This is a genomic window from Cellvibrio sp. PSBB006, from assembly GCF_002162135.1.
Lineage (GTDB): Bacteria > Pseudomonadota > Gammaproteobacteria > Pseudomonadales > Cellvibrionaceae > Cellvibrio.
In genome coordinates this window covers 3,663,931-3,686,533 of sequence record NZ_CP021382.1, presented here as the reverse complement: position 1 = coordinate 3,686,533, position 22,603 = coordinate 3,663,931, and the positions used below count along the sequence as shown (strand labels likewise).

The 22,603-nt window shown below is 44.8% G+C and carries 26 protein-coding genes and 1 pseudogene; 4 read left to right on the top strand and 23 right to left on the bottom strand.

The window, feature by feature from the left end; all coding sequences use genetic code 11:
- The first annotated feature begins 23 nt into the window (after positions 1-23).
- From CBR65_RS15315 to CBR65_RS15305, 3 genes are read left to right on the top strand one after another with little or no spacing between them, the layout of a single operon-like run.
- Positions 24-1,007 carry a DUF2157 domain-containing protein gene (locus CBR65_RS15315; RefSeq protein WP_087467667.1) on the top strand — a complete coding sequence of 328 codons (984 nt, stop codon included), beginning with the start codon at positions 24-26 and terminating at the stop codon, positions 1,005-1,007.
- Entirely contained in the window at positions 1,004-2,074 is a 1,071-nt protein-coding gene (locus tag CBR65_RS15310) for a DUF4401 domain-containing protein (RefSeq protein ID WP_087467666.1), read from the top strand. Before CBR65_RS15315 ends, CBR65_RS15310 begins: the two co-directional genes overlap by 4 nt.
- On the top strand, positions 2,067-2,594 hold the full coding sequence (locus CBR65_RS15305; protein ID WP_087467665.1) for a GDYXXLXY domain-containing protein: 528 nt from the start codon (positions 2,067-2,069) through the stop codon (positions 2,592-2,594). Before CBR65_RS15310 ends, CBR65_RS15305 begins: the two co-directional genes overlap by 8 nt.
- A 26-nt stretch (positions 2,595-2,620) precedes the next feature.
- Here the strand turns inward: CBR65_RS15305 and CBR65_RS15300 are convergent, their stop codons facing one another.
- The 6 genes from CBR65_RS15300 to CBR65_RS15275 form a co-directional block, all read right to left on the bottom strand.
- Complete coding sequence (locus CBR65_RS15300; RefSeq protein WP_087467664.1) at positions 2,621-3,046, bottom strand: VOC family protein; 426 nt, start codon at positions 3,044-3,046, stop codon at positions 2,621-2,623.
- A 55-nt stretch (positions 3,047-3,101) separates the two neighbouring features.
- Positions 3,102-3,869, bottom strand: a complete 768-nt coding sequence (locus CBR65_RS15295) for a penicillin-binding transpeptidase domain-containing protein (RefSeq protein WP_157672098.1) — start codon at positions 3,867-3,869, stop codon at positions 3,102-3,104.
- Between the two features lie 336 nt (positions 3,870-4,205).
- A complete protein-coding gene (locus tag CBR65_RS15290) occupies positions 4,206-4,928 on the bottom strand; it encodes a DUF1349 domain-containing protein (RefSeq protein WP_087467662.1) in 723 nt (240 codons plus the stop codon).
- 37 nt (positions 4,929-4,965) lie between these two features.
- Positions 4,966-5,511 (bottom strand): DUF4256 domain-containing protein, encoded by a 546-nt coding sequence (locus CBR65_RS15285; protein ID WP_087467661.1) that lies wholly within the window; start codon positions 5,509-5,511, stop codon positions 4,966-4,968.
- A gap of 75 nt (positions 5,512-5,586) precedes the next feature.
- A complete protein-coding gene (locus tag CBR65_RS15280; protein WP_087467660.1) occupies positions 5,587-5,970 on the bottom strand; it encodes a hypothetical protein in 384 nt (127 codons plus the stop codon).
- Positions 5,971-6,015: 45 nt separating this feature from the next.
- On the bottom strand, positions 6,016-6,606 hold the full coding sequence (locus CBR65_RS15275; protein WP_087467659.1) for an N-acetyltransferase: 591 nt from the start codon (positions 6,604-6,606) through the stop codon (positions 6,016-6,018).
- Positions 6,607-6,853: 247 nt separating this feature from the next.
- On the opposite strand from CBR65_RS15275, the gene CBR65_RS15270 reads away from it, so the two are divergent.
- The gene (locus CBR65_RS15270) at positions 6,854-7,375 is read left to right on the top strand and encodes a PEP-CTERM sorting domain-containing protein (RefSeq protein WP_087467658.1); all 522 of its coding nucleotides are present in this window, start codon (positions 6,854-6,856) and stop codon (positions 7,373-7,375) included.
- A 237-nt stretch (positions 7,376-7,612) separates the two neighbouring features.
- On the opposite strand, the gene CBR65_RS15265 is transcribed toward CBR65_RS15270, so the two are convergent.
- The 17 genes and pseudogenes from CBR65_RS15265 to CBR65_RS15185 form a co-directional block, all read right to left on the bottom strand.
- Positions 7,613-11,902: a PQQ-binding-like beta-propeller repeat protein gene (locus CBR65_RS15265; RefSeq protein ID WP_087467657.1), complete on the bottom strand. Its 4,290-nt coding sequence runs from the start codon at positions 11,900-11,902 to the stop codon at positions 7,613-7,615.
- Positions 11,903-12,040: 138 nt separating this feature from the next.
- Positions 12,041-12,349: an AAA family ATPase gene (locus tag CBR65_RS15260; RefSeq protein WP_157672097.1), complete on the bottom strand. Its 309-nt coding sequence runs from the start codon at positions 12,347-12,349 to the stop codon at positions 12,041-12,043.
- Positions 12,350-12,434: 85 nt separating this feature from the next.
- A complete protein-coding gene (locus tag CBR65_RS15255) occupies positions 12,435-12,842 on the bottom strand; it encodes a hypothetical protein (protein ID WP_087467656.1) in 408 nt (135 codons plus the stop codon).
- Between the two features lie 144 nt (positions 12,843-12,986).
- Positions 12,987-13,391: a hypothetical protein gene (locus tag CBR65_RS15250; protein WP_087467655.1), complete on the bottom strand. Its 405-nt coding sequence runs from the start codon at positions 13,389-13,391 to the stop codon at positions 12,987-12,989.
- Positions 13,392-13,462: 71 nt separating this feature from the next.
- Positions 13,463-13,855 carry an NUDIX pyrophosphatase gene (locus CBR65_RS15245; RefSeq protein ID WP_198300755.1) on the bottom strand — a complete coding sequence of 131 codons (393 nt, stop codon included), beginning with the start codon at positions 13,853-13,855 and terminating at the stop codon, positions 13,463-13,465.
- Positions 13,856-13,920: 65 nt separating this feature from the next.
- Positions 13,921-14,460 (bottom strand): DUF1566 domain-containing protein, encoded by a 540-nt coding sequence (locus CBR65_RS15240; protein ID WP_157672096.1) that lies wholly within the window; start codon positions 14,458-14,460, stop codon positions 13,921-13,923.
- A 92-nt stretch (positions 14,461-14,552) separates the two neighbouring features.
- Complete coding sequence (locus CBR65_RS15235) at positions 14,553-15,350, bottom strand: hypothetical protein (RefSeq protein ID WP_087467653.1); 798 nt, start codon at positions 15,348-15,350, stop codon at positions 14,553-14,555.
- Positions 15,351-15,754: 404 nt separating this feature from the next.
- On the bottom strand, positions 15,755-16,477 hold the full coding sequence (locus CBR65_RS15230; protein WP_087467652.1) for a lysozyme inhibitor LprI family protein: 723 nt from the start codon (positions 16,475-16,477) through the stop codon (positions 15,755-15,757).
- Between the two features lie 14 nt (positions 16,478-16,491).
- Positions 16,492-16,941 (bottom strand): hypothetical protein, encoded by a 450-nt coding sequence (locus tag CBR65_RS15225; RefSeq protein ID WP_087467651.1) that lies wholly within the window; start codon positions 16,939-16,941, stop codon positions 16,492-16,494.
- Positions 16,935-17,180, bottom strand: coding sequence for a hypothetical protein (locus CBR65_RS15220; protein ID WP_087467650.1), 246 nt, complete (start codon positions 17,178-17,180; stop codon positions 16,935-16,937). Before CBR65_RS15220 ends, CBR65_RS15225 begins: the two co-directional genes overlap by 7 nt.
- A 324-nt stretch (positions 17,181-17,504) precedes the next feature.
- Complete coding sequence (locus CBR65_RS15215; RefSeq protein WP_087467649.1) at positions 17,505-18,146, bottom strand: hypothetical protein; 642 nt, start codon at positions 18,144-18,146, stop codon at positions 17,505-17,507.
- 423 nt (positions 18,147-18,569) lie between these two features.
- Positions 18,570-18,947 (bottom strand): hypothetical protein, encoded by a 378-nt coding sequence (locus CBR65_RS15210; RefSeq protein WP_087467648.1) that lies wholly within the window; start codon positions 18,945-18,947, stop codon positions 18,570-18,572.
- 175 nt (positions 18,948-19,122) lie between these two features.
- A complete protein-coding gene (locus CBR65_RS22145) occupies positions 19,123-19,401 on the bottom strand; it encodes a hypothetical protein (protein ID WP_157672095.1) in 279 nt (92 codons plus the stop codon).
- 250 nt (positions 19,402-19,651) lie between these two features.
- Positions 19,652-19,888: pseudogene (locus CBR65_RS15200) on the bottom strand (DUF2188 domain-containing protein).
- 125 nt (positions 19,889-20,013) lie between these two features.
- The gene (locus tag CBR65_RS15195) at positions 20,014-20,352 is read right to left on the bottom strand and encodes a hypothetical protein (RefSeq protein ID WP_087467646.1); all 339 of its coding nucleotides are present in this window, start codon (positions 20,350-20,352) and stop codon (positions 20,014-20,016) included.
- A gap of 139 nt (positions 20,353-20,491) precedes the next feature.
- Positions 20,492-20,869, bottom strand: coding sequence for a hypothetical protein (locus tag CBR65_RS15190; protein ID WP_087467645.1), 378 nt, complete (start codon positions 20,867-20,869; stop codon positions 20,492-20,494).
- A 450-nt stretch (positions 20,870-21,319) separates the two neighbouring features.
- The gene (locus CBR65_RS15185; protein WP_198300754.1) at positions 21,320-22,546 is read right to left on the bottom strand and encodes a glycoside hydrolase family 27 protein; all 1,227 of its coding nucleotides are present in this window, start codon (positions 22,544-22,546) and stop codon (positions 21,320-21,322) included.
- Positions 22,547-22,603 lie beyond the last annotated feature (57 nt).

Here is a 22,603-nt window from a genome sequence, read left to right as displayed (position 1 = left end):
TGTGTTCACAAGGAAGCCCGACGATGAACCCCATTCCCCCTTCACCACGCGATGCGCTGGTGGACCTGATCGAGCAGGGCGCGCTGCCAGCGGAACATATTCCAGCAGCCGTGCAACTCGCTCATTTGCATCCCTCGTTAAAAGACTGGCGCCATTTCATTGATAAGTTACTGCTGTGGCTCGGCGGTTTGGCCATTGTTTTTGCGCTGTTATTTTTTATCGCTTACAACTGGACCGACCTCGGCCGCTTTGCCAAATTTGGCCTGGTACAAGTATTTATGGTGTTAAGTCTCGCCGTTTATTGGCGCTGGCATCAGGATGCGGTCATCGCCAAGGTTGCACTGCTGATTACCTGTATCAGCCTCGGCGTATTACTCGCACTCTACGGACAGATTTATCAAACCGGTGCCGACCCCTGGGAATTATTTTTTAACTGGGCCTTGTTGATGTTGCCCTGGGCGTTGATCGCCCGCTTTCCCGCCATCTGGATTCTGTGGCTCGCGTTGATCAACCTCAGCGGCGTGCTGTACTACCAAACCTTCGGTGGCTTTTGGGGCTTTATGTTGTGGTCCGACATTGGGCTCTTTTGGTTATTACTGGCAATTAATATTCCTGCGCTGATCGTGTGGGAATTGCTCAGTAAAAAATTACCTTGGCTTAACGAAGCCTGGGCGGTTCGTTTGATTGCCGTGGGCTGCGGAATCCCAGCCACCTGGCTCGCGCTTTACAATATTTTTGATGATGCTGAGACGCTCTGGCCACTGCTCGCCTGGTTACTGTTTTCGGCGGCATTGTTTTTCTATTACCGCAAAATCAAAATCGATGTATTTATGCTCGCTGGCGGCTGTTTATCCGGCATCGTGGTAATCGTTGCATTTATCGCGAACTTTTTATCCGGCGGCATAGATGAAGCCGGCATATTTTTATTATTGGCATTACTGATTATCGGTTTAAGCAGTGCTGCTGCCATCTGGTTGCGCAAGGTTCAGAGGGAGCAACAGGCATGAGTCGAGACACACAACATCTGTGGACACAATTGCATGCCGCCGGATTAGTCGACGGTGAATTGCCAGCGCGCGATGAAATGCCATCCCCCTGGTACATCAAAGTTTTGCTGGCATTTTCCGGCTGGTTGGCCGCCATATTCCTGATAGCATTTTTAGCGCTCGGCATTGAAATAATTCTGCGCGATACCACCGTCAGCCTCATCATCGGCATACTGATGGTCGCCGGCGCGTACGGTTTATTGCGCATACCGCGCAATGAATTTGTAGAACATCTCGCCCTGGCAATCAGCCTCGCCGGGCAAGGCTGGATTGCTTATTCGTTCTTCGAACTCCTCGACGACAATACCAGCAGCATCTGGTGGTTGATCGGGATAATGCAATGTCTGCTCGCGTGGGTCATGCCAAACTTTATTCATCGCGTTTTTTCCAGCTTCGTTGCCGCCTTGGCATTTTCTGTCGCGCTGACCTATGCGCAACTGCCCTATCTGTTCAGCAGCGTCATTCTGTTTGGCGCCGCCTGGTTATGGTTACATGAATTCAACTACGCGGCCCATCTACAAAAAATTCACGCGCTGGGCTATGGCTTGGTCTTCGCGCTAATTGTTCTGAAAGGCACCACACTGTTCGGCCAGGAACTGATGATCTGGCATTACCGATACAACGAGCAACCACCTCTTATTACCCCCTGGATGGGCGAGGCACTGACGGGACTGGTGGTGCTGTTTTTTATCTGGCAGTTGCTGCAACGTTATTTCACTAGGCTGTCACAACCCGCCCCTTTGGTGATTTTACTCGGCACGCTTGTGTTGTGCCTGGTCTCGCTGGAAGCGCGCGGCATTACCGTCGGCTTAATGATATTGCTGCTCGGTTTTGCCAACAGTCATCGCGTATTGATGGGCCTGGGAATTATCGCGTTGCTGTTTTATATCTCGACTTACTATTACCTGCTCGACACCAGCTTATTGAACAAATCCTTATCGCTGTTTGTTATTGGCGTTGTGTTACTTGCCTGGCGTTGGCTGCTACTGAGATTTGTTCCAGTAAAGCAGGAGAAATCCTATGAATAAAATCATTGCGCTAGTGGCATTGATCGCCGTACTCGGCATTGTGAATGCATCCATCATCGGCAAAGAAAAACATCTGGCAGAAGGGCAGGTCGTCTACCTCGAACTCGCACCGGTAGACCCGCGCTCGCTGATGCAAGGCGATTACATGGCATTGAACTTTCGCGTCGCGCAGCAAGTGTATGAAGCACTGCCGAAATCTGAAGAGTATCGCGGTTGGAACCGCAACGCTGAAGCCAGCGATGCTTATGTGGTGGTCAGCCTGGATGAAAAACGCATAGGCACATTTCAACATCTGCAAGATGAACAGCCACTAACCAATAACGAAATTAAACTGCACTACCGCGTGCGCAACGGCGCAGTCAAATTCGCCACCAATGCCTTCTTTTTTCAGGAAGGTCACGCGCAGGCTTATGAAGCCGCGCGTTATGGGGAATTCCGTGTGAACGAGAATGGCGAGTTGTTATTGGCGGCGATGTTTGATGGAAATCTGGAGAGGATTGAGCCGGAGGATCAGAAATAAAAGGATATACTGGCAGTCCTTACTACTTATTCAGCTAACATGATCTCCGGCAACTCTTCATCAAGAATAATTTCAATCACATTTCCATCCAGATCCAACAGGGATGCCGAATAACCTATTTCTCGATCTGCCGGGACGATTAAAGATTTACCGCCCAGTTGTATGGCTTGCTCATAGGCTGCTTTCACCTCCTCCCGAGAGGTCTTCGGTAAGCTGAAAATCACCTGACTTGAACGGCTTCCCTGTGTATCAATGTGGGTAAACTCCTGAAACTGCTGCTCCGTCACAAGCACCAGTGACAACCCATGTTGTAAATCAAATTTCGCGTATACCGGTTCCTCGTTGCCTGGACCCTTTGCAGTCAGTGGCAGGCCAAGCCCTTCTTGATAAAGTTTGATAGCGTTATTCAGATCTTTGGTCACTACCGTAATAAAATAAAGTGCTGGTTTCATTTTTATGCCTCCTGTTACGTTACTAACCGGTAAATTATGCTGAAATTGTATGTGGTTATGACTTAGATGGAATAACATTCAATTCTTGCAGGAGATCGCGCACCAACGCTAAGCGTGCTGAGGGTTTGCCCCAACGCTCCCACACATCTTCGCCTTCCATATTGAGTGCATAAAACCATACATCATTATTTCGCTCAACATAACCCACCAGCCAGGCGAGCTCGCGGGTGGGCGTAACATCGGCGGTGCCCGTTTTACCGCCGAGTCGATAGGCTGGGTTATCCTCCAGGATCATCAAATCTTTAACAATCGCCACGGACTGAGGTGAAATGTCCAATTCTCCGTTGTACATGCGCGCAAGGAATTGCACCTGCTCATCCGCTGAAATACGCAGTCCACCGTGAAGCCAGAATTGGTCCAGCCCACCGGCCGTGGAGCCATTACCATAATGAAATTGATCAAGATATGCCTGCATCCCTTCCGCGCCGATCTCGTGCGCTAATGATTGGTAATACCAATAAACCGAATGTTTGAACGCCGAGCGAAGCGTATGATCTTTCGACCAGTTAGGTGACCAGAACCCTGCCGCCGTCGCGCCATCCCACGGAATAATATGCTCAGCATTTTCGGCTACGCCGGTTTCCAGGGCTATGAGCGAATTGGGAATTTTAAACGTTGAGGCCGGGATAAAACGCTGCTGTGCACGCGCAGCGTTGTGCCTGATAAATTGATGTGACGCGGGGTGATAGACCACAAAGGTCGCATCAGCCGGGTCTATGCCAGAAAAAAAATTACCCAGATTAATATCTTGTTCATACGGCACAGAGCTTTCTGCCGTTGATGATCCGCCAGGTGATGTGCAGGCGAGTAAAGGCAATGTAGCTATTACTGTTATCCTTAATGCAAGGCGTCGCAAACCTGTTCTCCTGTCGATAAAAAATACTCTTTAAGAAACACAAAAGGCAGATTACTTTTGCAATCTGCCTTTCTTCTACTAATTATTCCGTAACAATCAACTACTCTGTAGCGCCGTTAAATTTCAGGACAAGATTTTTATCCAAATCTTTAACACCCTCATTAACAACTTTTGTCAATGCGCTACCGCCAGCAAATCCGGTACTGAACATGTGTTCACCTTTACTCTTAATAATGAAGATTGTTAGATGCCTGTTCGTAGATTGTCGACCGTGCGGTGTTCGATATTAAAGAGGTGTATTTCATGTTGCGCGGAATTCTCCAAAGGGCTTTGCACCTCTACGCCCACTTTTACACTGGGAGAAGCTGGCATTTTTGTCAACCGCGCCATGGTGTAGTGGCTGCCGTCCTCTGACCACAGCATGGAATATACATCCCCCTTACGAATGATGCGCAGCCAGGCCGAGTCGCTTTCAGCTAACACAGCACCGTTGGCATCATCGGATACACCCTTGGTGACGACACTGACAATACTTCTCCCGGTTGCATCTGATCGTTCAAAAGCAAACTTGATCCAAGTCGATTCGTCGATATGAACCATTAATGCCGCAGCATTCCAGGTATCGGAAAAATCCGGCTTAACGAGTGCTGTGGCAACAAAATCACCTTCAATATTTTTATATAAAAGCGGTGCAGTCGCAGTGGCTTTTCCGGATTCAGGGTCGTTGAAGAAGTCAGTCTTTGGCTCAGATGTAAAATACACAATGCCGTTGTTTACATTGAATACTGTTGGGCGGTTCATCCAGCTATAGCCATCGAGATTATCCACTCCACTATGATTCTCGATACGCTCAGGTTTCGTCGTTGAGTGAGCGTTCGCTGAAGCATCATTGCCTATATTGCTACAACCAGAGACCGCCAGCACAACATAAGACAGAAGCAGGAGTAAGTAAGTTATTATTTTCATACGCTCTCCGATATTTATTTGATGAAACCCTGAAAAGTCACACTCTCAATAACCCGCGAAAACCGCGGCTGCTGTAGTATGACTGCGCACCGTTGTGATACACAAACACCCTGCCGTAACGAGAGTCACCGAAGATAGCGCCGCCGAGCTTTCTGATTTCCGGTGGGACTTTTAACCAACTCGACGTCTTTGTATCGAAGGTGCCGAGCTGTTGCAGTTCTCGATACTGCTCTTCTGTCAAGAGATCTATTCCCATAGCGGTAGCCATATCAATAGCATTGTTTGCTGGCTTATGCTCTTTTCTAGATTCCAATCCTTCACGGTCATAGCACACACTTCGGCGTCCTTTGGGTGTTTCTGCCGAGCAGTCGTAAAAAATATATTCGCCAGTTTTTTTATCGTAACCCACCACATCCGGCTCGCCGCCGGTTTTCTCCATTTCATGAAGTGCATCCAATTTTTTGGTATTGGCTTCAAGCTTTGCCTGAACCTTATCCCACGCAAGCCCTTTATGGCGGTTCATGTTTTTTTCAAAACGGGCTTTCAATATGTCCAGCAATGCATCACGTTCTTTTGCTTTCATGCTTTTACCTTTCTCTCGCCATTTCGCTTATGAATACATAAGCTAGGAGTCAATCAGGATCAATGCCACTCTCCATCAATGCCATTCGCCGCCTTGAGCGACACAACCTTTTTTGGTATCGGCGAGCGTTTCAGCATCTCTTTTATAGTAATAAGCCGTCATGGGCGAACCAAATAAACCTTTACAGGAGCCCTGAGCACCAGCGGGACAAGCTGCAAGATAAGTGATTTTGGCTGGCTCTGCACCGAAGGCAACAGCGGCATTGGAAATACCTTCACAAGTCTCAACAAATTGCTCTTGCGCTACACCGCCGCTCTCCATGCAATCTTTAATTTGTGTGGTTTGCCCAAGCATGGTGAAGCTACCCTCCATTAAGCACGCGCTATTTTCCGCAAACGCGGGGGAAACCATGATGGCGAGGGAAGAGACAACGACTAATTTGCGGATACACTGGATCATGTAAATCTCCTTATGAATGAAAGTTTTGCTTACTATAACACCACTTTATTTCAGTGGCGAAGGTGCCCTGAGCATGGCCGTCATCGTCGGCGATGAGCCTGATTGAATCTCTCCAATTATCCGGAAACCATGCCGTTTATACAGTGGAATATTCCTGGGGTTAGATGATTCGAGATAAGCCAGGGAACCTTCACGGTCACATTGTTGTAATGCGTGGCTGAGTAACGCAGAGCCATAGCCCTGACCTTGCAGAACAGGGTCGACACCCATCAAGGGTAAATACCAATGCGGTTCGGCGGGATGGAACTGCTCCATTTTTTCAATCACCGCGTAGACATCACCCAGCATAGCCGGTGACACACTCGCCTCAATAATTTCGCCCATGGCATTTTCATCCGGGCTGGCCCCAGGAGGTAACCATAAGGCGGCACCACGGTGGTCGGCAGTGCAATGCGCGCTACCACGTTGAAACGCATCACCACCAAATGCCCGAATAAACTGCGGCATGACATTGAGGTATTGCGACGCATCCGGCCAGGACCAACGTGCCATGGGATCAGTAGCAAAAGCCAAAACAATGGTGTTAATAATGGACAACTCGTCCGATGCAGAAGCAGTCATTATTGTCGACGCCATAAACAGTCTCCTTAAACGGGGTGGTACCCGATAGTCGAACAGCGGGTTTTAAAATCGACATCCATTTATAAGAAATATGTCGACAAACTTATCAAACCGTTTTTATTGCCGAAGAATTGAATGACAGGCCTTTTGTTAGCTAGCTGATTTCCCTTGGCTTTCATACACCTGGTTTATAACTTGCGTGGTAATAAGACCAACGCTTATCTGGCGTCAGAGTAATAATATTTTTCAGGAGGATTTGGCAATGAGGAATTATCGGCTACTGTCTGCAGTTTTTCTTCTTTTTCTTACTTCGCTGTCACACGCTTATATTGTCGAGGATGTTTTAACGTTTAATAAGGTCTACAACCCCGGCCACTTCGTTACGCTGTCGCATGATATGCGCAAGTATGGTTTCGTTCCCGACGGCAACCTGCCTTCATTTACGCTCACGCTCGAAATACGTGACCCCAAAAATGGCAAATGGGAGTGGCCATTTTATATGGTGTCTCAAGGCCATGGGTTTGATTTTGGACGAGTTCCCCCGGAGGGTTTTGTGATAAACCCTGACCCGTTCTTTATTAACAAGGATGGCTACTCCACCGCGCGCTTTACGGTACTCGAAGGCAGTATCTGGATTGGCAGATCGATTTTGACGATGGATATTAAACCGATCCCCGCACCGGGTTCTGGTGTGTTATTGGTGGTTGGAGTGGTGGGTATGCTGTTGTTGCGGCGGCGGTATAAGCATTTAGCAAATGGTAGAAATTTTGGTAGGTTGGTGTGATTGGTTTTTGGTGTGAGGTAAATTTCTTCTGCCGTTGTATTGTCGGATTACGCCTTTGGCTAATCCGACCTACGTTTAATTAATGCTTGCGGGATTAAAAGAAGTAATAAGATAGAAGACCAGGTCGCTGTTTCTGCGGCTGATCTTCAAATCTTATCTGCAAAACTTTTAAGTGATCATCCGAGCTGACTTGCTACGGCGAATCAGCTCGAAGAATTTAATACCAAACGACTCGCTCTATAGCGAAGGTTTGTCAACAAAGTGTAAGCGACCCTCCGTGTCTCCCAGGATTACTTGGTTGCTATTCACAAAAGGTTCAGTTACTAACTGTGAATTGAGCCAAGAGAACCAGTTCAGACTTCCGCTACTGGAGAAAGAACGAACTCCATAAGAGCCGTCACGAATTAATATTCCTCCATCTGGGTCAATTACAGGAGAGCTAAGCGCTCGACTTTTCAGCTCTCCTTGCCATAAGAGGGTACCGTCGATATCGATGGCTTGGACATATCCACCATCATCGGGATACGTATCAACTGGTATATAGATGACGTCGTTCGAGTCTATAACGGGTGCTTGTCGTATTTCAGCCTCATCAGTTTGAAGCACCTCGCCAGCGTTATATTCCCACATTAATTCTCCGGACTCATCAAAGGCAAAAAGCGTTCCAAATGAACCACCGACAGCCACCATACCATTGCCGCTGACAACCGGGGATCGAATGAAGTTGTATCGCGCGGTATAAGGTGTGGTGTCGAAGCTCCACAGTATCGTGCCCTGCGGACTTAATCCATACAACAAACCGTCGTAATTCGCCACGTAGATCTGACCACTCGTACTCACGGCGGGAAAGTAATAAGCCATATTGTCATATTGCTTGAATGGAATAGACTGCATCCATAACAAGTTTCCTTGCTGATCAAGCGCATGCAATCTAAAGCCTGCTGACAAAAAATAGACAGTTCCATCAGGTGCAATGGCCGGCTTGGAAAATAGTTTACCTGTAGGCGTATAAGTCCAGTTAAGAGTGCCGCCGGAACTCAATGAATAGACTTCACCGTCGTATGCACCGAAATAGATATCGCCCGTCCCAGGGTTGACACTGGGCTGTGAAATTTGTGCGCCTACATTAAAACTCCATAGCACATTTTGGTTTTCGTCTAACGCAATCACTTGATCGTCATCCGTGGCAAAAATAATTTCGCCAGACAGCCCTCTAACTGGTGTAGTCAGAATACGATCACCAAAATCTACAGAAGATTTTTCAAAATTTTCATTCTCTCTAGGGGTAAGCCTGACCACAAACCCATTGTCATAATAATAGCCGCCCTTCCGCTGTTTTAATCGCCCAGTAATTACTCGACCATCATCTGAAATAGCAGTAACGGTATGCAATGTATAAGTTGAATTAGGATCATTTTCAGCAAAGTCAATTCCATATACTTCTTGAAGATAGTTCTGAAGTGAACGTGCTCCTAATCCTTTGGTCCAGATAAACGGTCCTGCATCTGAATTACCAACGACAATATTTCCATCGGCGCTGATATCAATGGGATCGATAAAGGCACCCGTATATGCAACACCTAACCCTTGCATTCCATATTCTGCTGACCAGATAAACGCCTCCATACCAATATCGGAGCTGGAATAACCCACAACCACAGAACCATCTGGCGTCATGTTGCCAGGGTGACTGCCCTGTGTTCCACCTTCAAGGTCTCCTAACAGAGCAATCCCTGAGCTTGCATCCCAACGCCACGCCTTGTGAGAACCGGTAATGAAATTGGGTTCATTTCCTCCAAAACCGACAATCACACCGCCTTGATCCGATGTGCGCAAGGCTTCCGTGTAATAATAATTTCCAAGTGAACCCAAGCTGGTAACAGCACCATTGTTATTCCATATTACCGCTTCGAATTTACCGGAAGGAGCGAATGACATACCGACAATAGTCTGAGCGTCTGCAGAAATATCCAGCGCATAGCTAGAGAAGGAGGCGCCCATCAAACCTGTCAGCTCCAAGCTCTCATTTAAACCACTTCCATTCTTAATCAGTAATGCGTCGTAATTCGAGCCGTTGGAAACGCTAGCAACTACTTCACCATTATCAGAAATTCGAAAATCGTAAGCACCCCGAACACTATTCATGTTCAATAAACCTGCTGTATCACTCCCAATAACAAGTGGATTATTTCCAGGATCTTGTTGGTGCCCAACAAAAAATGCTCCATCAGAGGATACATCCGTGACCTCTTCCATACTGGGGATAATTTCTACGGCGCTACTTTCGTCACTGGTTACGACTACGCGAACAAATCGTGAAGCGAGGTTACCATTACTGTCAGTAATCAGTGCAACCACCGCATGTTCGCCGGGAGGCAATGCAAATTCACCAGTGTTGGAGTCGGGTGTAAAGCTACCCGATAAATCCGACTCCCATTGCACATTTTCGGAAATATCACCAAATACAGCATCATTCGCAAGCGCACCAAAAATCAGTGGTGTTCCTGCTGTAATTAACGTATCCGTAGCTGGAGAAAGAATCGTTACATTAGCTACCGCACTGTGTAAGGTGGGGTATTTATCACTGTTATCGCCTACACCATCGTTATCGCTATCGGTAGTTTCTGTAGGGTCATTAGGAAATGCATCGGCGTTGTTACCCACACCATCACCATCGGAATCAGCCGTCTCGGAGGGGTTGCTTGGGAAAACATCACTGTTATCACCTACACCATCGTTATCGCTATCGATAGTTTCCGTAGGATCATTTGGAAATGCATCGGCATTGTCTCCCACGCCGTCCTCATCGGAATCGGCTGTCTCGGAGGGATCATTCGGGAAAACGTCACTGTTATCACCCGTACCATCGTTATCGCTATCGATAGTTTCTGTGGGATCATTAGGAAATACATCAGCATTGTCTCCCACACCATCGCCATCGGAATCAGCGGACTCGGACGGATCGTTCGGGAATGCATCACCGTTATCACCTACGCCATCACTGTCGATATCCAACCACTCTGTCGGATCTAACGGAAAAACATCTTCGTTATCCATAACACCATCGTTATCGGTATCCAGTTGCGATGGAGCACAACCATCACTGTTTACCGATTCACCTGTCGGTGTTTCGGGACATAAGTCAACGCCATCAATCACGCCGTCCGCATCCGCATCTTCCTCAGGAATAAAATGAGAATTTATCTCCACTGAATCGATTGCCATATCGCCAGTAAACCCACCAGCGGCGGTGGCGCGAAAGCGTATTTGCGAGACGCTGTATTCACTTAGATCTACATCAACTGTAGACCACGCGGCATTGTTAGATAATTGTTGCTGACCACTGAGAGACCATACATCATTAATCCAGCTGCCTTCCGATAATACGTCAACGGACAAGGTGCCAATATCAGCACCATACATGTGATACTGGAAAACAAGATGAATATTAAGATCGCTAATTGATGGACTGAGCAGTATTGCCGAGTCGCCGGTGTAATACGCTTGGCCTGACGACGTTTCGAGATAGAGGTAATAAGCCGTTGAGTTAGCGCCAGTGGCTGGACCCGTACCTGAGGATGGCGTACCGAGGGAATCACGTAGCCATTCCCGATTATCACCGGATGCGGTATTACTCCAGTTACCGAAACCTGCTTCAAAAACATCGCTGAACAATATAGTCGGAGCATAGTTAACGTCTATCTCCAATATTGCACTATCCGTGAATTGGCCATCGCTAACCTCGATCTGAAATGAGTTAAGCCCCAAGTCCACCTGATTAGGTATTCCACTTAACTCTCCGTTTGCTGCAATACTTAACCAGGCAGGACCGGAAATTTTGGTATAAATCAATGAATCGTTGTTGGCATCACTGGCATCTCCAGCAAGGCTATTGTTATAAACTTCATCTGGAATAGCACCGGATTTGATAATTGGATCACTGTTAAATGCCGGTGCCACCGGACCACTTGGGGTGGACAGAATGGCAACATTATCTATCGCCATATCCCCCAAAAACCCTCCAGCAGCCGTAGCGCGAAAACGTATTTGAGATACAGAATAATTGCTTAAATCAACTTCAACAGAAGACCAGGCGGCACCGTTACTGTTCTGTTGTTGACCGGAAACGGACCATATATTATTTATCCAAATGCCATTAACAAGCACATCAACGGCCAGCGTACCAATATTGGTACCGTATAAGTGATATTGAAAAGCCAAGCTAATTCCCGCATCGTTGATAGCGGGACTTTGCAATATCGCAGAATCACCTGAGTAATAAGCAGAGCCTGAAGATGTTTCCAAATACATGTAATAACCGCTGCCATTAGCTCCTGTGTTCGGCCCCGTTCCAGACGATGGAGTAGGACCAACATGTCGCGTCCAGTTCCTGTTGTCATCTAAGCTGACATTAGACCAGTTCCCGATGCCCGCCTCAAAGTCATCAGAAAGCACTGAAATTTGTGCGACTGATAATGAAGAAAAGAGCAGCAGAAAAATGACGGTAAAGTAATATAATCGATGCATGATAAAACTCCTGTTTAGTTGTTTCTTCCGAAATAATGAGAGGGGGGGATTAGATAACCTTTTCCATGTATGTATTTCCTTTTTAACTTTTAAAAGAATGGTAGGTATAAATTTAGCCTATTTTTCAGCTAAAGTTTATTATTCACTATATATCTTTGCCAAAACCTCCAAAGCCGTATCCTCTGGCTCCGAGCCATCCGTATATACGATGTGCTTCGCAAGTTCATAATTCGACTTTTGGTCTATTAAATGCTTATTTAAATTTATATCTTCTTCTGATTTGAGGCGCTGAGCGTATTCGTTATCATAGCCCATCTCTTCGTAGTAACCCCATCGATACTTGTCTATCGAACATTGGGGCATATTAAGCCTCTTTGAAAGCAGCTTGCCAATTGTGCTTTTGCCGGCACCAATTGGACCGATCAGAATGATTCCATTTTCACTCAAAGTCTCGGTTCCTTTCGATTATTTATCTCTGTGCCAATGACACCCCGGCAGCATGGACATCAGGCAGTTCAAAAACCACGGCATATCAATGTTGAGCTTCAATCCATACAACTCTATTTTTCATCTTTTCTACAAGACAAATAAATCCGCCCCCGGCATCCCCTTTTATGTTGAAAGCTATCCAATAATTTAGATCATTCTCATAAACATGAGCTTTAGCGCGAGGAGTACCAATGTTCCAATCAACTAAGAATTCATTGTTTTCGATACTTACTGATGCATCCAAACAACCCTCTATTGCGCGATACACTGGCGATGATATCTCTTGAACAACAGTCGCATGCACTTTACAAACGCCTCCGCTTGCATATAACTCGTCAGGGTGATCCGAACAAATTTGTATGTCAGCCGTATCAGCCATAGCGTTTGAGAAAATAATCAGGCAGAAAGATAGCCCAAAAAGCAAACCGTAGAAAAACTTTAATTTATTCATTTATATTGCCCAAAGTTTAAACTCTGCTTGATTACATCTCTCTACTTTTATTAGCCAACTGTTAAGCAGTTTTTCTAATCAGGAAAGAATTCCAAGTTTTCCCTAAGACCAAAGGCGCAGTGAGAGCAGGTATACCAATGAATGCTAGATGCTGTTATAGATTGAGTATATGTATCCCTGCTCCACAATTAGTCCTCTACTGAGATAGGTACATTCGGACTCACGCTGCATGCCGGCACCAAAATACCCGAACCACACGAGCGTGTTTTTCTCTTGCGCTAACACCAATGTCTTTAAAGCCTCTTTATGCAACTCGGCATTCATTGGTTTACCTTTATAACGCTGCCATTTTTTCGCATCATAATAGCCGGACACCCTGATCAACTGGCATTCAGCTTCATCCCAGGAATGACCTTCTGCGATATTCAGGGTGACATTAAATTGGGGACCGTTGGTTACCAAACTTTCAACCGTCACTGGAAATGCGTTGCCACCTGCATAACTTGCAGAGGATAGAAGTACAACCACTGACATCAAAGAATATTTCATAGTGGCTAACGTCCAAACAGTAATGAAATATATAGTAATACTGCGCTATGAAGCTCCCTTGCCGCATCGTATTAGAAGCAAATACGCTGACACGCCTCCCACAGAACATTCCTATTCGAATCGTACTTTAGCAGCAAGTGAGCCTCATCAGCCGAAACCCATCTTAATTCCGAATGTTCGTCCGAAATAGTTTCATTACCGGAGCAATGAGCCATAAAAGCATATTCAGGAATGACGTGCTTAATGCCAGTCCAGCTTTCATGGCCACGATAATATATTTTTGGAAGAGTGCACATGCTTTCCAACTGGACCCAGTTTTGCCCTTTTAACCCCGCTTCCTCATACAGCTCTCGTTGAGCTGCCTCCAAGGGGTTTTCGGCGTACTCGCCTCCACCGGAGATTGCTTGCCAATACCCGCCATCGGCTCGTTTGCCGATGAGGAATTGAAGTTCGCCATCCTGCATTCGGTAAGGAAACATAATGACTTGAAATAGTGCTCTAATCAATTATTTGACAATTTTCTAGAAGATCACAAATCTCGTACGAGCCGTACGTACTGAGGACCATCGTTCAATGTGTAGCAATAGGTTGATCCATTTTGAAAGTAAGTTGCCATTGCGTAACCACCGCAGCCTCCATCAGACCAAAAAGCTGCTTTTGTAGGTGTGTCAGGAAAAATTTCTGTATTGATTGTCGGAGCTGTGAATTCACCTTCGCACCCTCCTCCATCACTTTCTTCATCTAGCCTTGCACGTAACCCGGAACTACAAATGACGAGAGAGCTTAACTCTTGAGGCGTGGGGAGCCTCCAACCGGCTTCATCATTATAATTAAATTCTTTCGGCATCCCTGTCGCTGGATCTACAGCAATGGCCTCACCTTCGCATTTGTTCATAGAAGGAGTTTGCCCTAAAGAACAACGCGTCCAAAGTATATTAAATTCAAGATCTAATACCACAGATTCATTCTTAATAGTGAAGCGACTGGTATTGCCTTCGCTGGATAAGCAAGTTGTCGATAAGAAGAAGATCAGAACAATAGTTAGAATTTGGCTTGCAGAAACAGACATTTCAAGCTCCATTGAGATTATTTAGTATGAAAGGCAAGGCATTATGATCCAAGTGAAGCTGTAATGATAAGCTATAGTACTGAATGCCTGTGTTAGTCAGCTTTGCGCTTAATTTTTTTCATGAGAGCTTCGGCATCGCCATTCCCGGTATCGCCAGTTATTGATTCAAAGTGTTTAATAAACTTGTATCCTTGATCGACGATTTCAACTTCACCGAGTGCCTTGGCTGTGAGAACTAAGGAAATAAGACCACGATATGCATAATCCCAATAGTTATACGCAAATTCTCCTTGGCGGTATGTCCCTGCCATACCCGATAAAAAATAATGCGGCGGGTTACCTCCTATCATTTCGCATATGTGGCATGATGCCCCATGAACATAACCGCTATATGTCTGACTAAGAGTTCGGGATATTTCTCGTTGGTCATGTGGATTAAGGCCGCCTTGGGCAGAGTTAGCTATAATCGCCAAGATTTTCTTTCTCGGAACCAGATCTCTTTTCTGCGTAGATAGGATTGCACTTTCCGGATTATCAAACTCCTCCTGAAAAAATTGCTCAAGATACTTTTTGTGCGTTTCCGTTATCTTAATTCCACCCACAATTGGCAAGGCAAGAAATACTATATCTTGCTGGAACTCATCCAGCGTTCGAAAAATTGCACCAAGTTCTTGGGTATACCCCGACTCTAACAGCAATAATGACGCGTTTAAGCCGCTAATATATCTGGCGAGCTTTTGAATAATTGCTAATTCAAGGCAACGATGTTCTTCACGATACCGCAGAACCCAACGTTCCCCATACTTTACTCTGATAGGAGAAGGTATCGAAGCTTCCATAGCGCGGAAACTGTTTTGTAAAAAGGATTTAGTTTCGTGGTAGATTTTCATGAATATGAGTAGTACCTAACCTTCCATTAAAAGTGGTGCATACGAAGCGAGTACCTCGGCAGCACTGGTCTTGGGTCCTCCAGGCGGTGCACGGCTTTGAAAAGAGAACACTCAGCACACTGGTAGTGCTTGTATCACGCTTACTTTGACGTTTTATAGACCTTCATTAGGCGATGGTCAGGGGTCTACTTTTCTAGGGGCGCATGGAGACACAACGCATCAAGGCGGCTATTTTGGAATCAGAAGATGACAGCTTTTGCCAGTGACGCGTGCTTTTACTTGTTAACGCTTTACTTGGATTTCACTAACTACTTCCATTTGAAGTTGCATTCTTTCTCGTCTACTAATGCTCCGCACACGCGTGCTTATGACTAGGTAATGGGGTAGCTTGTTAGATTGCATCATTAGCATGGGATATATCGATCTTTTGAATAGCAAAAATAGCTTTCTTCAAAGATATCTTGGTATGTATATTTACTATAAAGTATCCGCCATCCATTTATAACATTGCCATTTTGTACTGGGTACTTATTTAGTATATGTTCAGGGATCATATTCTCCGGGAGCACAGAAAGCTCATTAGCAGTTCCTTGTTCTAGTTCAGGAAGATACCGAAAAATATCGTTTATACTTGCAAAAAAATACCAAGCACATGCAGGCCCACCACAATAAGGCCAGCAGACAATCTCTTTTCTGCCGTCGAGATTTATATCGTCATATTTTTCGCATGTAGGAGACTTGTCGAAGGGAGAGTCGGCAATCCAATTTAAGGTAGTGAAAAGCTCAGGTGAAGTTACATGTTGAGGATTGTCAAGTTTTAATATTTTTGCAAGTTCGGAAATTCTAGATCGATATCGATTATCGATGCACCAACTATTTTCTCCGCATGTGTTTCTATCTCTTAACCATACCTTTTGTTCGTCTATGGCTGCAGTTATGCCATATTTTTTAATTTTACTGAAAAGTGTAGCCATTAGACCATCTAGATTACGCAGCTCTGCTGAGCCGCATATTTCCAGCTCAACAATATTTAAATTATCAATCTCACAATCAAACGACACTTCAGCATGAGATATCTGGGAGATTAAAAATAAAATTATCCCTGCAATATAGATTCTTCTTATCATCTTAGGAACCCTTTTTAACGCTCAGACTCAGCGGCAGCTTCAAGCGGCCTACCGGATGACTTGTTAACTTCACCTACAGAAATTATTTTATTGTCTCTATACTCAACCCCTGCTTGCCCAGGAGAGTTTCCCCTCCATTCAACCTCATAGCCTACGTCGGATTTCTTAACCCATACCATATCAATTCCATACACTCCTTGACATCTCCGTTCTGAGGTTAGTCTATGTTCGGGTAATCCATCTATTTCTAAGAAAAATGCTTCTTCATCAGCACTTTCCATTTTTCTGGATACAACATATTCCTTACTATCAGCTTCTACAATCCCCCGAAGGAATGCTATTTTTTTTGGCTGAATTCTTACCCTTCGATATGCTTTAAAGTCAGTCCATACTCCACGTAAATTTCCATCGTAGTATTCTAGAATGAATGCACCGCTCTTTTTGTCTACATTGCCTTCTACCAAAAAAGCATGTTTTCGGAAGAACGCTCCAGCTCCCGAAAAATGGGAAGACTGGTTAGAGGAATTGGTATTCCGGTTTTTTGATATTGATATGTTCCTGATTCGTCGCACTCAATGGAACCAGAGAAATTAATATCTCTTTCATCGGACTTCAATCCTTCCATCACTCCTTCAAATTCAAAATCTATTGCAAAACTTTTGCTAAAGGTAAAAATTAAAACAATTACAGCTAGCTTTTTCATAGCATCCCCTAAAGCTAACGCATTTACAGCCGACTTGAGGCAGCAAAAGAAACCGCCGACAACATGCGCTTGTATGTTCCGTTATCGTCGTGTGCGCCCCTTAACTGCCAAAATAGTTTGCCAAATTAATATCGCATAAATTACATAAAATGCTAAATTTATAAACTCTACTACCTCCCTTAGAATGTTTGGAATGGGATTATATTTGCTACTACAAGGCGGACTTGATTCAATCTACATTAAACAATGTAGACAAGTGTTTATCCTCTCTTCTTTAAATTATGCAAAAATGCCTTAGACCTCTATCGTTCCTTGAGCACGACCTCATTGCGATTCTTTGTTTTTCTCTATAAATTTTTCTAACGACATTCCAAAAATTGACAATGATTGCCATTCAATATCATTCACTTCGACAGTTAATTCATAGCTACCATTTTTGTTTGGAATGAATTCTAAATAATAATGCGTTTTCTCGTATTTCTTACACAGTCCAACATAAAAACCCAAGTAAAGATTCCATGATATAGGGAGGTTTGCAATTGATACCGGCAGCTTATCTTCATTAATAGGCGGGTCAGCTACACCCCAAACATGGAGATCACCCCCACCATTTTCTAGACTCATTCTGACTTTCTCAAAATTGTACTTAACGGAATCGCGGATTATTTTGTATAGCTTCTCTTCCATGAACTTCAAGTCATACTCTCTGAGAGTTTTTGGTAATTCAAGGTATTCGGCTTCTATGTGTCTTATATAATCCCCTTCCTTTTCTTCATCATCCTCGTCAACACCAATTAACTTATCAAGATCCTCCCTTATTCCCACCAACTCATAGACATCCATATCATACGAGGAAAGCAAATCAAGCAAATTTCCTAAAAACCCCTCTCTAATCTCATCGTCAACATATTCGTCTACTAAGGGCAAAATTTTCAACATCAGTTCTACGCCACCTCTCCAGCTCATAATTTCATCCCATTTATCAAAATAATAGTTTTATGAAAATAGCCTGTATTTCTACATGTTGCCTTCGTACTCTTTACGAGTACTTCGTTTGGTGTTTTATCTGTATGAGCGATTCTTTAGTTTTTCAATAATCTGAATAATCCTTAGATTAAAAATCGGCGGTTTCGGATAATCCGATAAGCTCACACAACGAGAATCTTCGGCATGGTGGTTGTACTTGTTTCGCGTCTCCTTCGACATTTGTCTAGCCCCCTCGTTATGCGGTATTGAGGCGTCTGCTTTTCTTGCGAAAATAGTCCCGCGGATGTTGTGTACAACAGCAGTTCGCAAATCGCGGTCTTGCGAAAAAATTTCCGCAGAAAATTATAAATCCGCTATTTACAAACTGTTCAGCGCACTCAGTGCGCTAATTGGAACAATTATTTATGCCTTATATTTTTTGCAAAGAAATTGAACCAAGTCATATTTGTTAGAACCTACTACAAGAGAAGTCCATTTAGATTTACTAGACCAGTCTTTAAGTGGCTTAGTTGGTTTTTCCTTCGCCCCGTCTTCATTACTACCAGCAAGCTCAAAATACTGCTTTGATACACAGTTAATTTTCAATTCAGTAAAGTCTGTATACTCATTGCTTTTTCCTATGCGGCTGGTTAGAACTTTGCTTATATGCCGTTCAATTTTTTCATGAGTTAATACATAATATGTGCCACTATCACCAGCAGTGGGAGCGCGATAAAGCTCTTTTGCATAACAACAGTTTGTAAAGCTAATTAGCATCATTGCTGCGCAATAGGTTTTCATTAATTGCTCCTTGGTTTCTGAGTTTTTCAGAACACCTATAGCTATGGAAAGTTGCGAGCACAACGAGTAATTTTTCCGATGGACTACACTTGTTACATTTGTTTCTCAAACCATTCATTCATGTGATGTATGACTTACGTCATCGGTAGATTTATAACCATCTTTTTCAACTACTTCATCGTATAGGTATGCTTGAATCGTTATATCTATCCCATACCATATTACCGCTATCGCCTTTGCCTAACTCTTCAGTTATAAACCAATTTCGAACAGAACAGATAATCTTGTCGACTTCATCATTATGGCTTTTGATGTCACAGCCAGACAAATCAGATATAGCCTTCTGGAAGCGGTAACGCTCTTTTTCAAGAATCAAAATTTTCTTCTTGCTCCGCTTTCCGCCTTTAAGTTTCTTGCATCCGTAATCAATACCTAACTCAAAAGGCATATTCATGCGATATACCTCTCCTTTGGTCGTCGATACTAGCCTCGAAAGGGCATGGATTCCAAATTTGGACTCCTTAATTATATTGGTGATCTTGTCTATTCTATTTTCAGCAGAGTCAGCGCTCTCCAAAGAAAGCCTAGGCTTGTAACCGAAGTAAATTATTGTAAACACTACACCAAGCAGAAGCTGTCTAAAATCCTCATCAAACGGGCCTTAAAAATACGTTTCTCTCAAAGTCACGGCGCATTTTATCGACCTATTTTTTATCTTTAGGTGGATACGGGTCTTTTCCGTAGCTATCTTTTTCTCGAATTTTTCCATCCTTTCCATGAACATAGAACTCAGCGTTTTGCTTTTTAGCGATTTCTCACCCATGAGACACGGCCTCTTTTTGGGTGGAGAAAATTTTGGTAGCTCTAGTGGATCCACCCTTTTTAACAGCCCATCCATCTGAGCTTTTTACCACGTGTTGTGACGGGGGCTTTTTAGCCATGAGAAATCCTCCAGCAAATGTAACGTTGCGCGCAGTAGCGTAAAAAGCCTATAAATTTTTATATCAAACAGGCGAAGTCTGCCGATTGATGTTAACTGTTATGCTTTTTTCTCCTGTACAACTGCCTAACCCAGTATTTGCAAAGCAGATAAAATCAAGCCCACCACAGCCAAACCTACCATTACATAAGAGAGCCTAGTTGTGGATTTTTCTAAAGCGACCATAGTAGCAATACTTTTATTGGATAGCCGATATTGTAAAATTGCTGAAGCAGCTTCTCGCTTGTTCGAGACAGCATCAGAATTACCGCCCGTTATCCCGCTATTGATTCGTTTCCAGTGAGCAATTGCTCCAGCTACAGCAGGCTCGGATGCAGACTCAACGCACCTAACCCACTCTGACGCTGGAGTTGACGGATAATTGATTAATTTTTCTATTTCCTGCTGAAGCGAGCTATTTTCCATGGTGTCTCTCAAACATAACGCCTTTGTCAACCGCGTTTTGGTTATAATGGATTTTTGTTCAAAAATGGCCGTAGGACATACACAAAAAGGAGCCAAAACCAAAACGTCGGCTGGACAAATTTGTTAGGCCTTTTGCTCATTAGAATATTTCCATAACCAAGGCTTCGCCCTCAGAAGGAAAATCGAATATTACAGATTCGTATTGACTTTCCTCGGTCTCTATATCGATTGAATCCCCACTTTCGAATTCTATGGTTAACAGCTTTGGTGATTTCAATACTGCTTTTTTAGCAAGCTGCCTACCCAATGCACCCCACGGGCCGGAGTTTGGAGCATCCTCCCACTCGTATTCTTTTCCACCTATTGAAGCAAATACACGCTCATTACATTGAATTCTAAAATTAACAAACTGGATATTGAATCCATATGAGGCAAGTAATATTGACTCAACATACTCCTCATCTTTATCGAAGTACTGATTGAGCAGTTCAACAATTTCGTCGTTAAATAAGTTCACTCTGAATTCACCTGGAGACTAACATCCGTATATCGCGCATGCGCGATATCAACCTAACCTAATTTCTCGATACTTCGTTTAACCGCCTGATTTACAAAACAGAACATCAAGAAATCACCATTTCTTCCAAAGCAAAAAACACGCATGCGCGTTTTGCCACTAGCAGATGCGCGTTACCCCACCCACTCAATACATTAAGTTATTGACTATAGAAGACTTTATCCTATTGGCAAGTTGCTAAACGCGCATCCATCGGAATGTAAACGCGCAAGGACTTTTATAGTTGGCCAATATACCGCCCAAATATGCAATGCGGAATAACTGCACATTACAGAACACAATGGAAAAAACGGGATCAATCGGATAGGGAAATATGGCTAAGAGGAAACTAAAAGAAGGGACTAACACAGAAAAACCTGAGCCAGCAAAGCCAGCCCAGGCAAAACACCATTAACGCGGAGTGAGTTTCAGCATCACCACATCGTGCGCAGGAATTTTAAGTTTTAACGGTTTGGTGGTATCGCCTTTGTTGCCTTTCCACACATCAACCCAGCTGAATTTTTCGTTTCTGAAATCTATCTGGTAGTTGAAGATATCGTCTTTCAGTTCGTAGTAGTGCAGCCAGTCGTGGGTGTAGTTGAGTGTGGTGTTGCCGCGGTTTAAAAACAGGAAGGCCCATTCTTTATTGGCCAGCGGTTTGGCGAATACCATCAGGTCGCCACCGTGGATGTACTTCATGGCTTGTACGCCGAGTTTGTCCTGGTTGATGGCGATAACGTTTTTGTTGGTGAGGATTTTGCGCGTGGTGTCGCTCATGTTGCGCAGGTCGTTGCCGGCAATGAGCGGTGAATTCATGATGGCCCAGAGTGAAAAGTGTGAGCGGTCCTGGGCTTCGGTCATGCCGTTGCCAACTTCCATCATGTCCATGTCGTTCCAGTGGCCGGGGCCGGCGAATTTGCGCAGCTTTTCCTGTTTGTCGAGGATCGGTAATACACCCCAGGATGACCAGGAGCCGTGGTTGAGTTCGCAGTCCCAGCAAGGATAAATATCGCCGGTGGTGCGCCAGGCGTGGCCGACATCTTGTGCCCAGTCCCAGGGTTTGTTGTCGCCCCATTCGCAGATGCTGAACAGGATCGGCCGGCCGGCGGTGTGCAGCGCGTCGCGCATGGTGGTGTAGGCGCCGATGGGGTTAATGTTTTCGGTATCGCACCAGTCGTATTTCAAATAGTCGATGCCCCACTCGGCGTAGGTGAGTGCGTCCTGGTATTCGTGGCCACGGCTGCCGGGGTAGCCGGCGCAGGTGGTGTTGCCGGCGTCGGAGTAGATGCCGATCTTCAAGCCTTTGGAGTGGACATAATCGGCCAGGGCTTTCATGCCGGAGGGGAAGCGTTCTTTATTGACCTGAATCTTGCCGTCTTTGTCGCGCTCGCCGTGCCAGCAGTCGTCGATGTTGATGTATTCGTAGCCCGCGTCTTTCAAGCCGGATGCGACCATGGCGTCGGCCATGTCGCGAATTAATTTTTCGTTTACATCGCACGCAAAGGTGTTCCAGCTGTTCCAGCCCAGCGGTGGGGTTTGGCCAAGCTGTTCAAATTTTTTGGCGGACGCATTGGTGCCGAAGGCCATCGCTAGCAATGCGATGGAGAGCAGTGTGGTGGTCTTAATCAACCGGAGCATAAATCTTTCCTCTATTGTCGTTCTTGAAGCGTTAGTTATTATCAAATATTACATATC

Coding starts and splice junctions, on each gene's coding strand:
- CBR65_RS15315 (WP_087467667.1), top strand. CDS start 24: ATGAACCCCATTCCCCCTTCACCACGCGATGCGCTGGTGGACCTGATC.
- CBR65_RS15310 (WP_087467666.1), top strand. CDS start 1,004: ATGAGTCGAGACACACAACATCTGTGGACACAATTGCATGCCGCCGGA.
- CBR65_RS15305 (WP_087467665.1), top strand. CDS start 2,067: ATGAATAAAATCATTGCGCTAGTGGCATTGATCGCCGTACTCGGCATT.
- CBR65_RS15300 (WP_087467664.1), bottom strand. CDS start 3,046: ATGAAACCAGCACTTTATTTTATTACGGTAGTGACCAAAGATCTGAAT.
- CBR65_RS15290 (WP_087467662.1), bottom strand. CDS start 4,928: ATGAAAATAATAACTTACTTACTCCTGCTTCTGTCTTATGTTGTGCTG.
- CBR65_RS15285 (WP_087467661.1), bottom strand. CDS start 5,511: ATGAAAGCAAAAGAACGTGATGCATTGCTGGACATATTGAAAGCCCGT.
- CBR65_RS15280 (WP_087467660.1), bottom strand. CDS start 5,970: ATGATCCAGTGTATCCGCAAATTAGTCGTTGTCTCTTCCCTCGCCATC.
- CBR65_RS15275 (WP_087467659.1), bottom strand. CDS start 6,606: ATGGCGTCGACAATAATGACTGCTTCTGCATCGGACGAGTTGTCCATT.
- CBR65_RS15270 (WP_087467658.1), top strand. CDS start 6,854: ATGAGGAATTATCGGCTACTGTCTGCAGTTTTTCTTCTTTTTCTTACT.
- CBR65_RS15265 (WP_087467657.1), bottom strand. CDS start 11,902: ATGCATCGATTATATTACTTTACCGTCATTTTTCTGCTGCTCTTTTCT.
- CBR65_RS15255 (WP_087467656.1), bottom strand. CDS start 12,842: ATGAATAAATTAAAGTTTTTCTACGGTTTGCTTTTTGGGCTATCTTTC.
- CBR65_RS15250 (WP_087467655.1), bottom strand. CDS start 13,391: ATGAAATATTCTTTGATGTCAGTGGTTGTACTTCTATCCTCTGCAAGT.
- CBR65_RS15245 (WP_198300755.1), bottom strand. CDS start 13,855: ATGCAGGATGGCGAACTTCAATTCCTCATCGGCAAACGAGCCGATGGC.
- CBR65_RS15240 (WP_157672096.1), bottom strand. CDS start 14,460: ATGTCTGTTTCTGCAAGCCAAATTCTAACTATTGTTCTGATCTTCTTC.
- CBR65_RS15235 (WP_087467653.1), bottom strand. CDS start 15,350: ATGAAAATCTACCACGAAACTAAATCCTTTTTACAAAACAGTTTCCGC.
- CBR65_RS15230 (WP_087467652.1), bottom strand. CDS start 16,477: ATGATAAGAAGAATCTATATTGCAGGGATAATTTTATTTTTAATCTCC.
- CBR65_RS15220 (WP_087467650.1), bottom strand. CDS start 17,180: ATGAAAAAGCTAGCTGTAATTGTTTTAATTTTTACCTTTAGCAAAAGT.
- CBR65_RS15215 (WP_087467649.1), bottom strand. CDS start 18,146: ATGAGCTGGAGAGGTGGCGTAGAACTGATGTTGAAAATTTTGCCCTTA.
- CBR65_RS15210 (WP_087467648.1), bottom strand. CDS start 18,947: ATGAAAACCTATTGCGCAGCAATGATGCTAATTAGCTTTACAAACTGT.
- CBR65_RS22145 (WP_157672095.1), bottom strand. CDS start 19,401: ATGAATATGCCTTTTGAGTTAGGTATTGATTACGGATGCAAGAAACTT.
- CBR65_RS15195 (WP_087467646.1), bottom strand. CDS start 20,352: ATGGAAAATAGCTCGCTTCAGCAGGAAATAGAAAAATTAATCAATTAT.
- CBR65_RS15185 (WP_198300754.1), bottom strand. CDS start 22,546: ATGCTCCGGTTGATTAAGACCACCACACTGCTCTCCATCGCATTGCTA.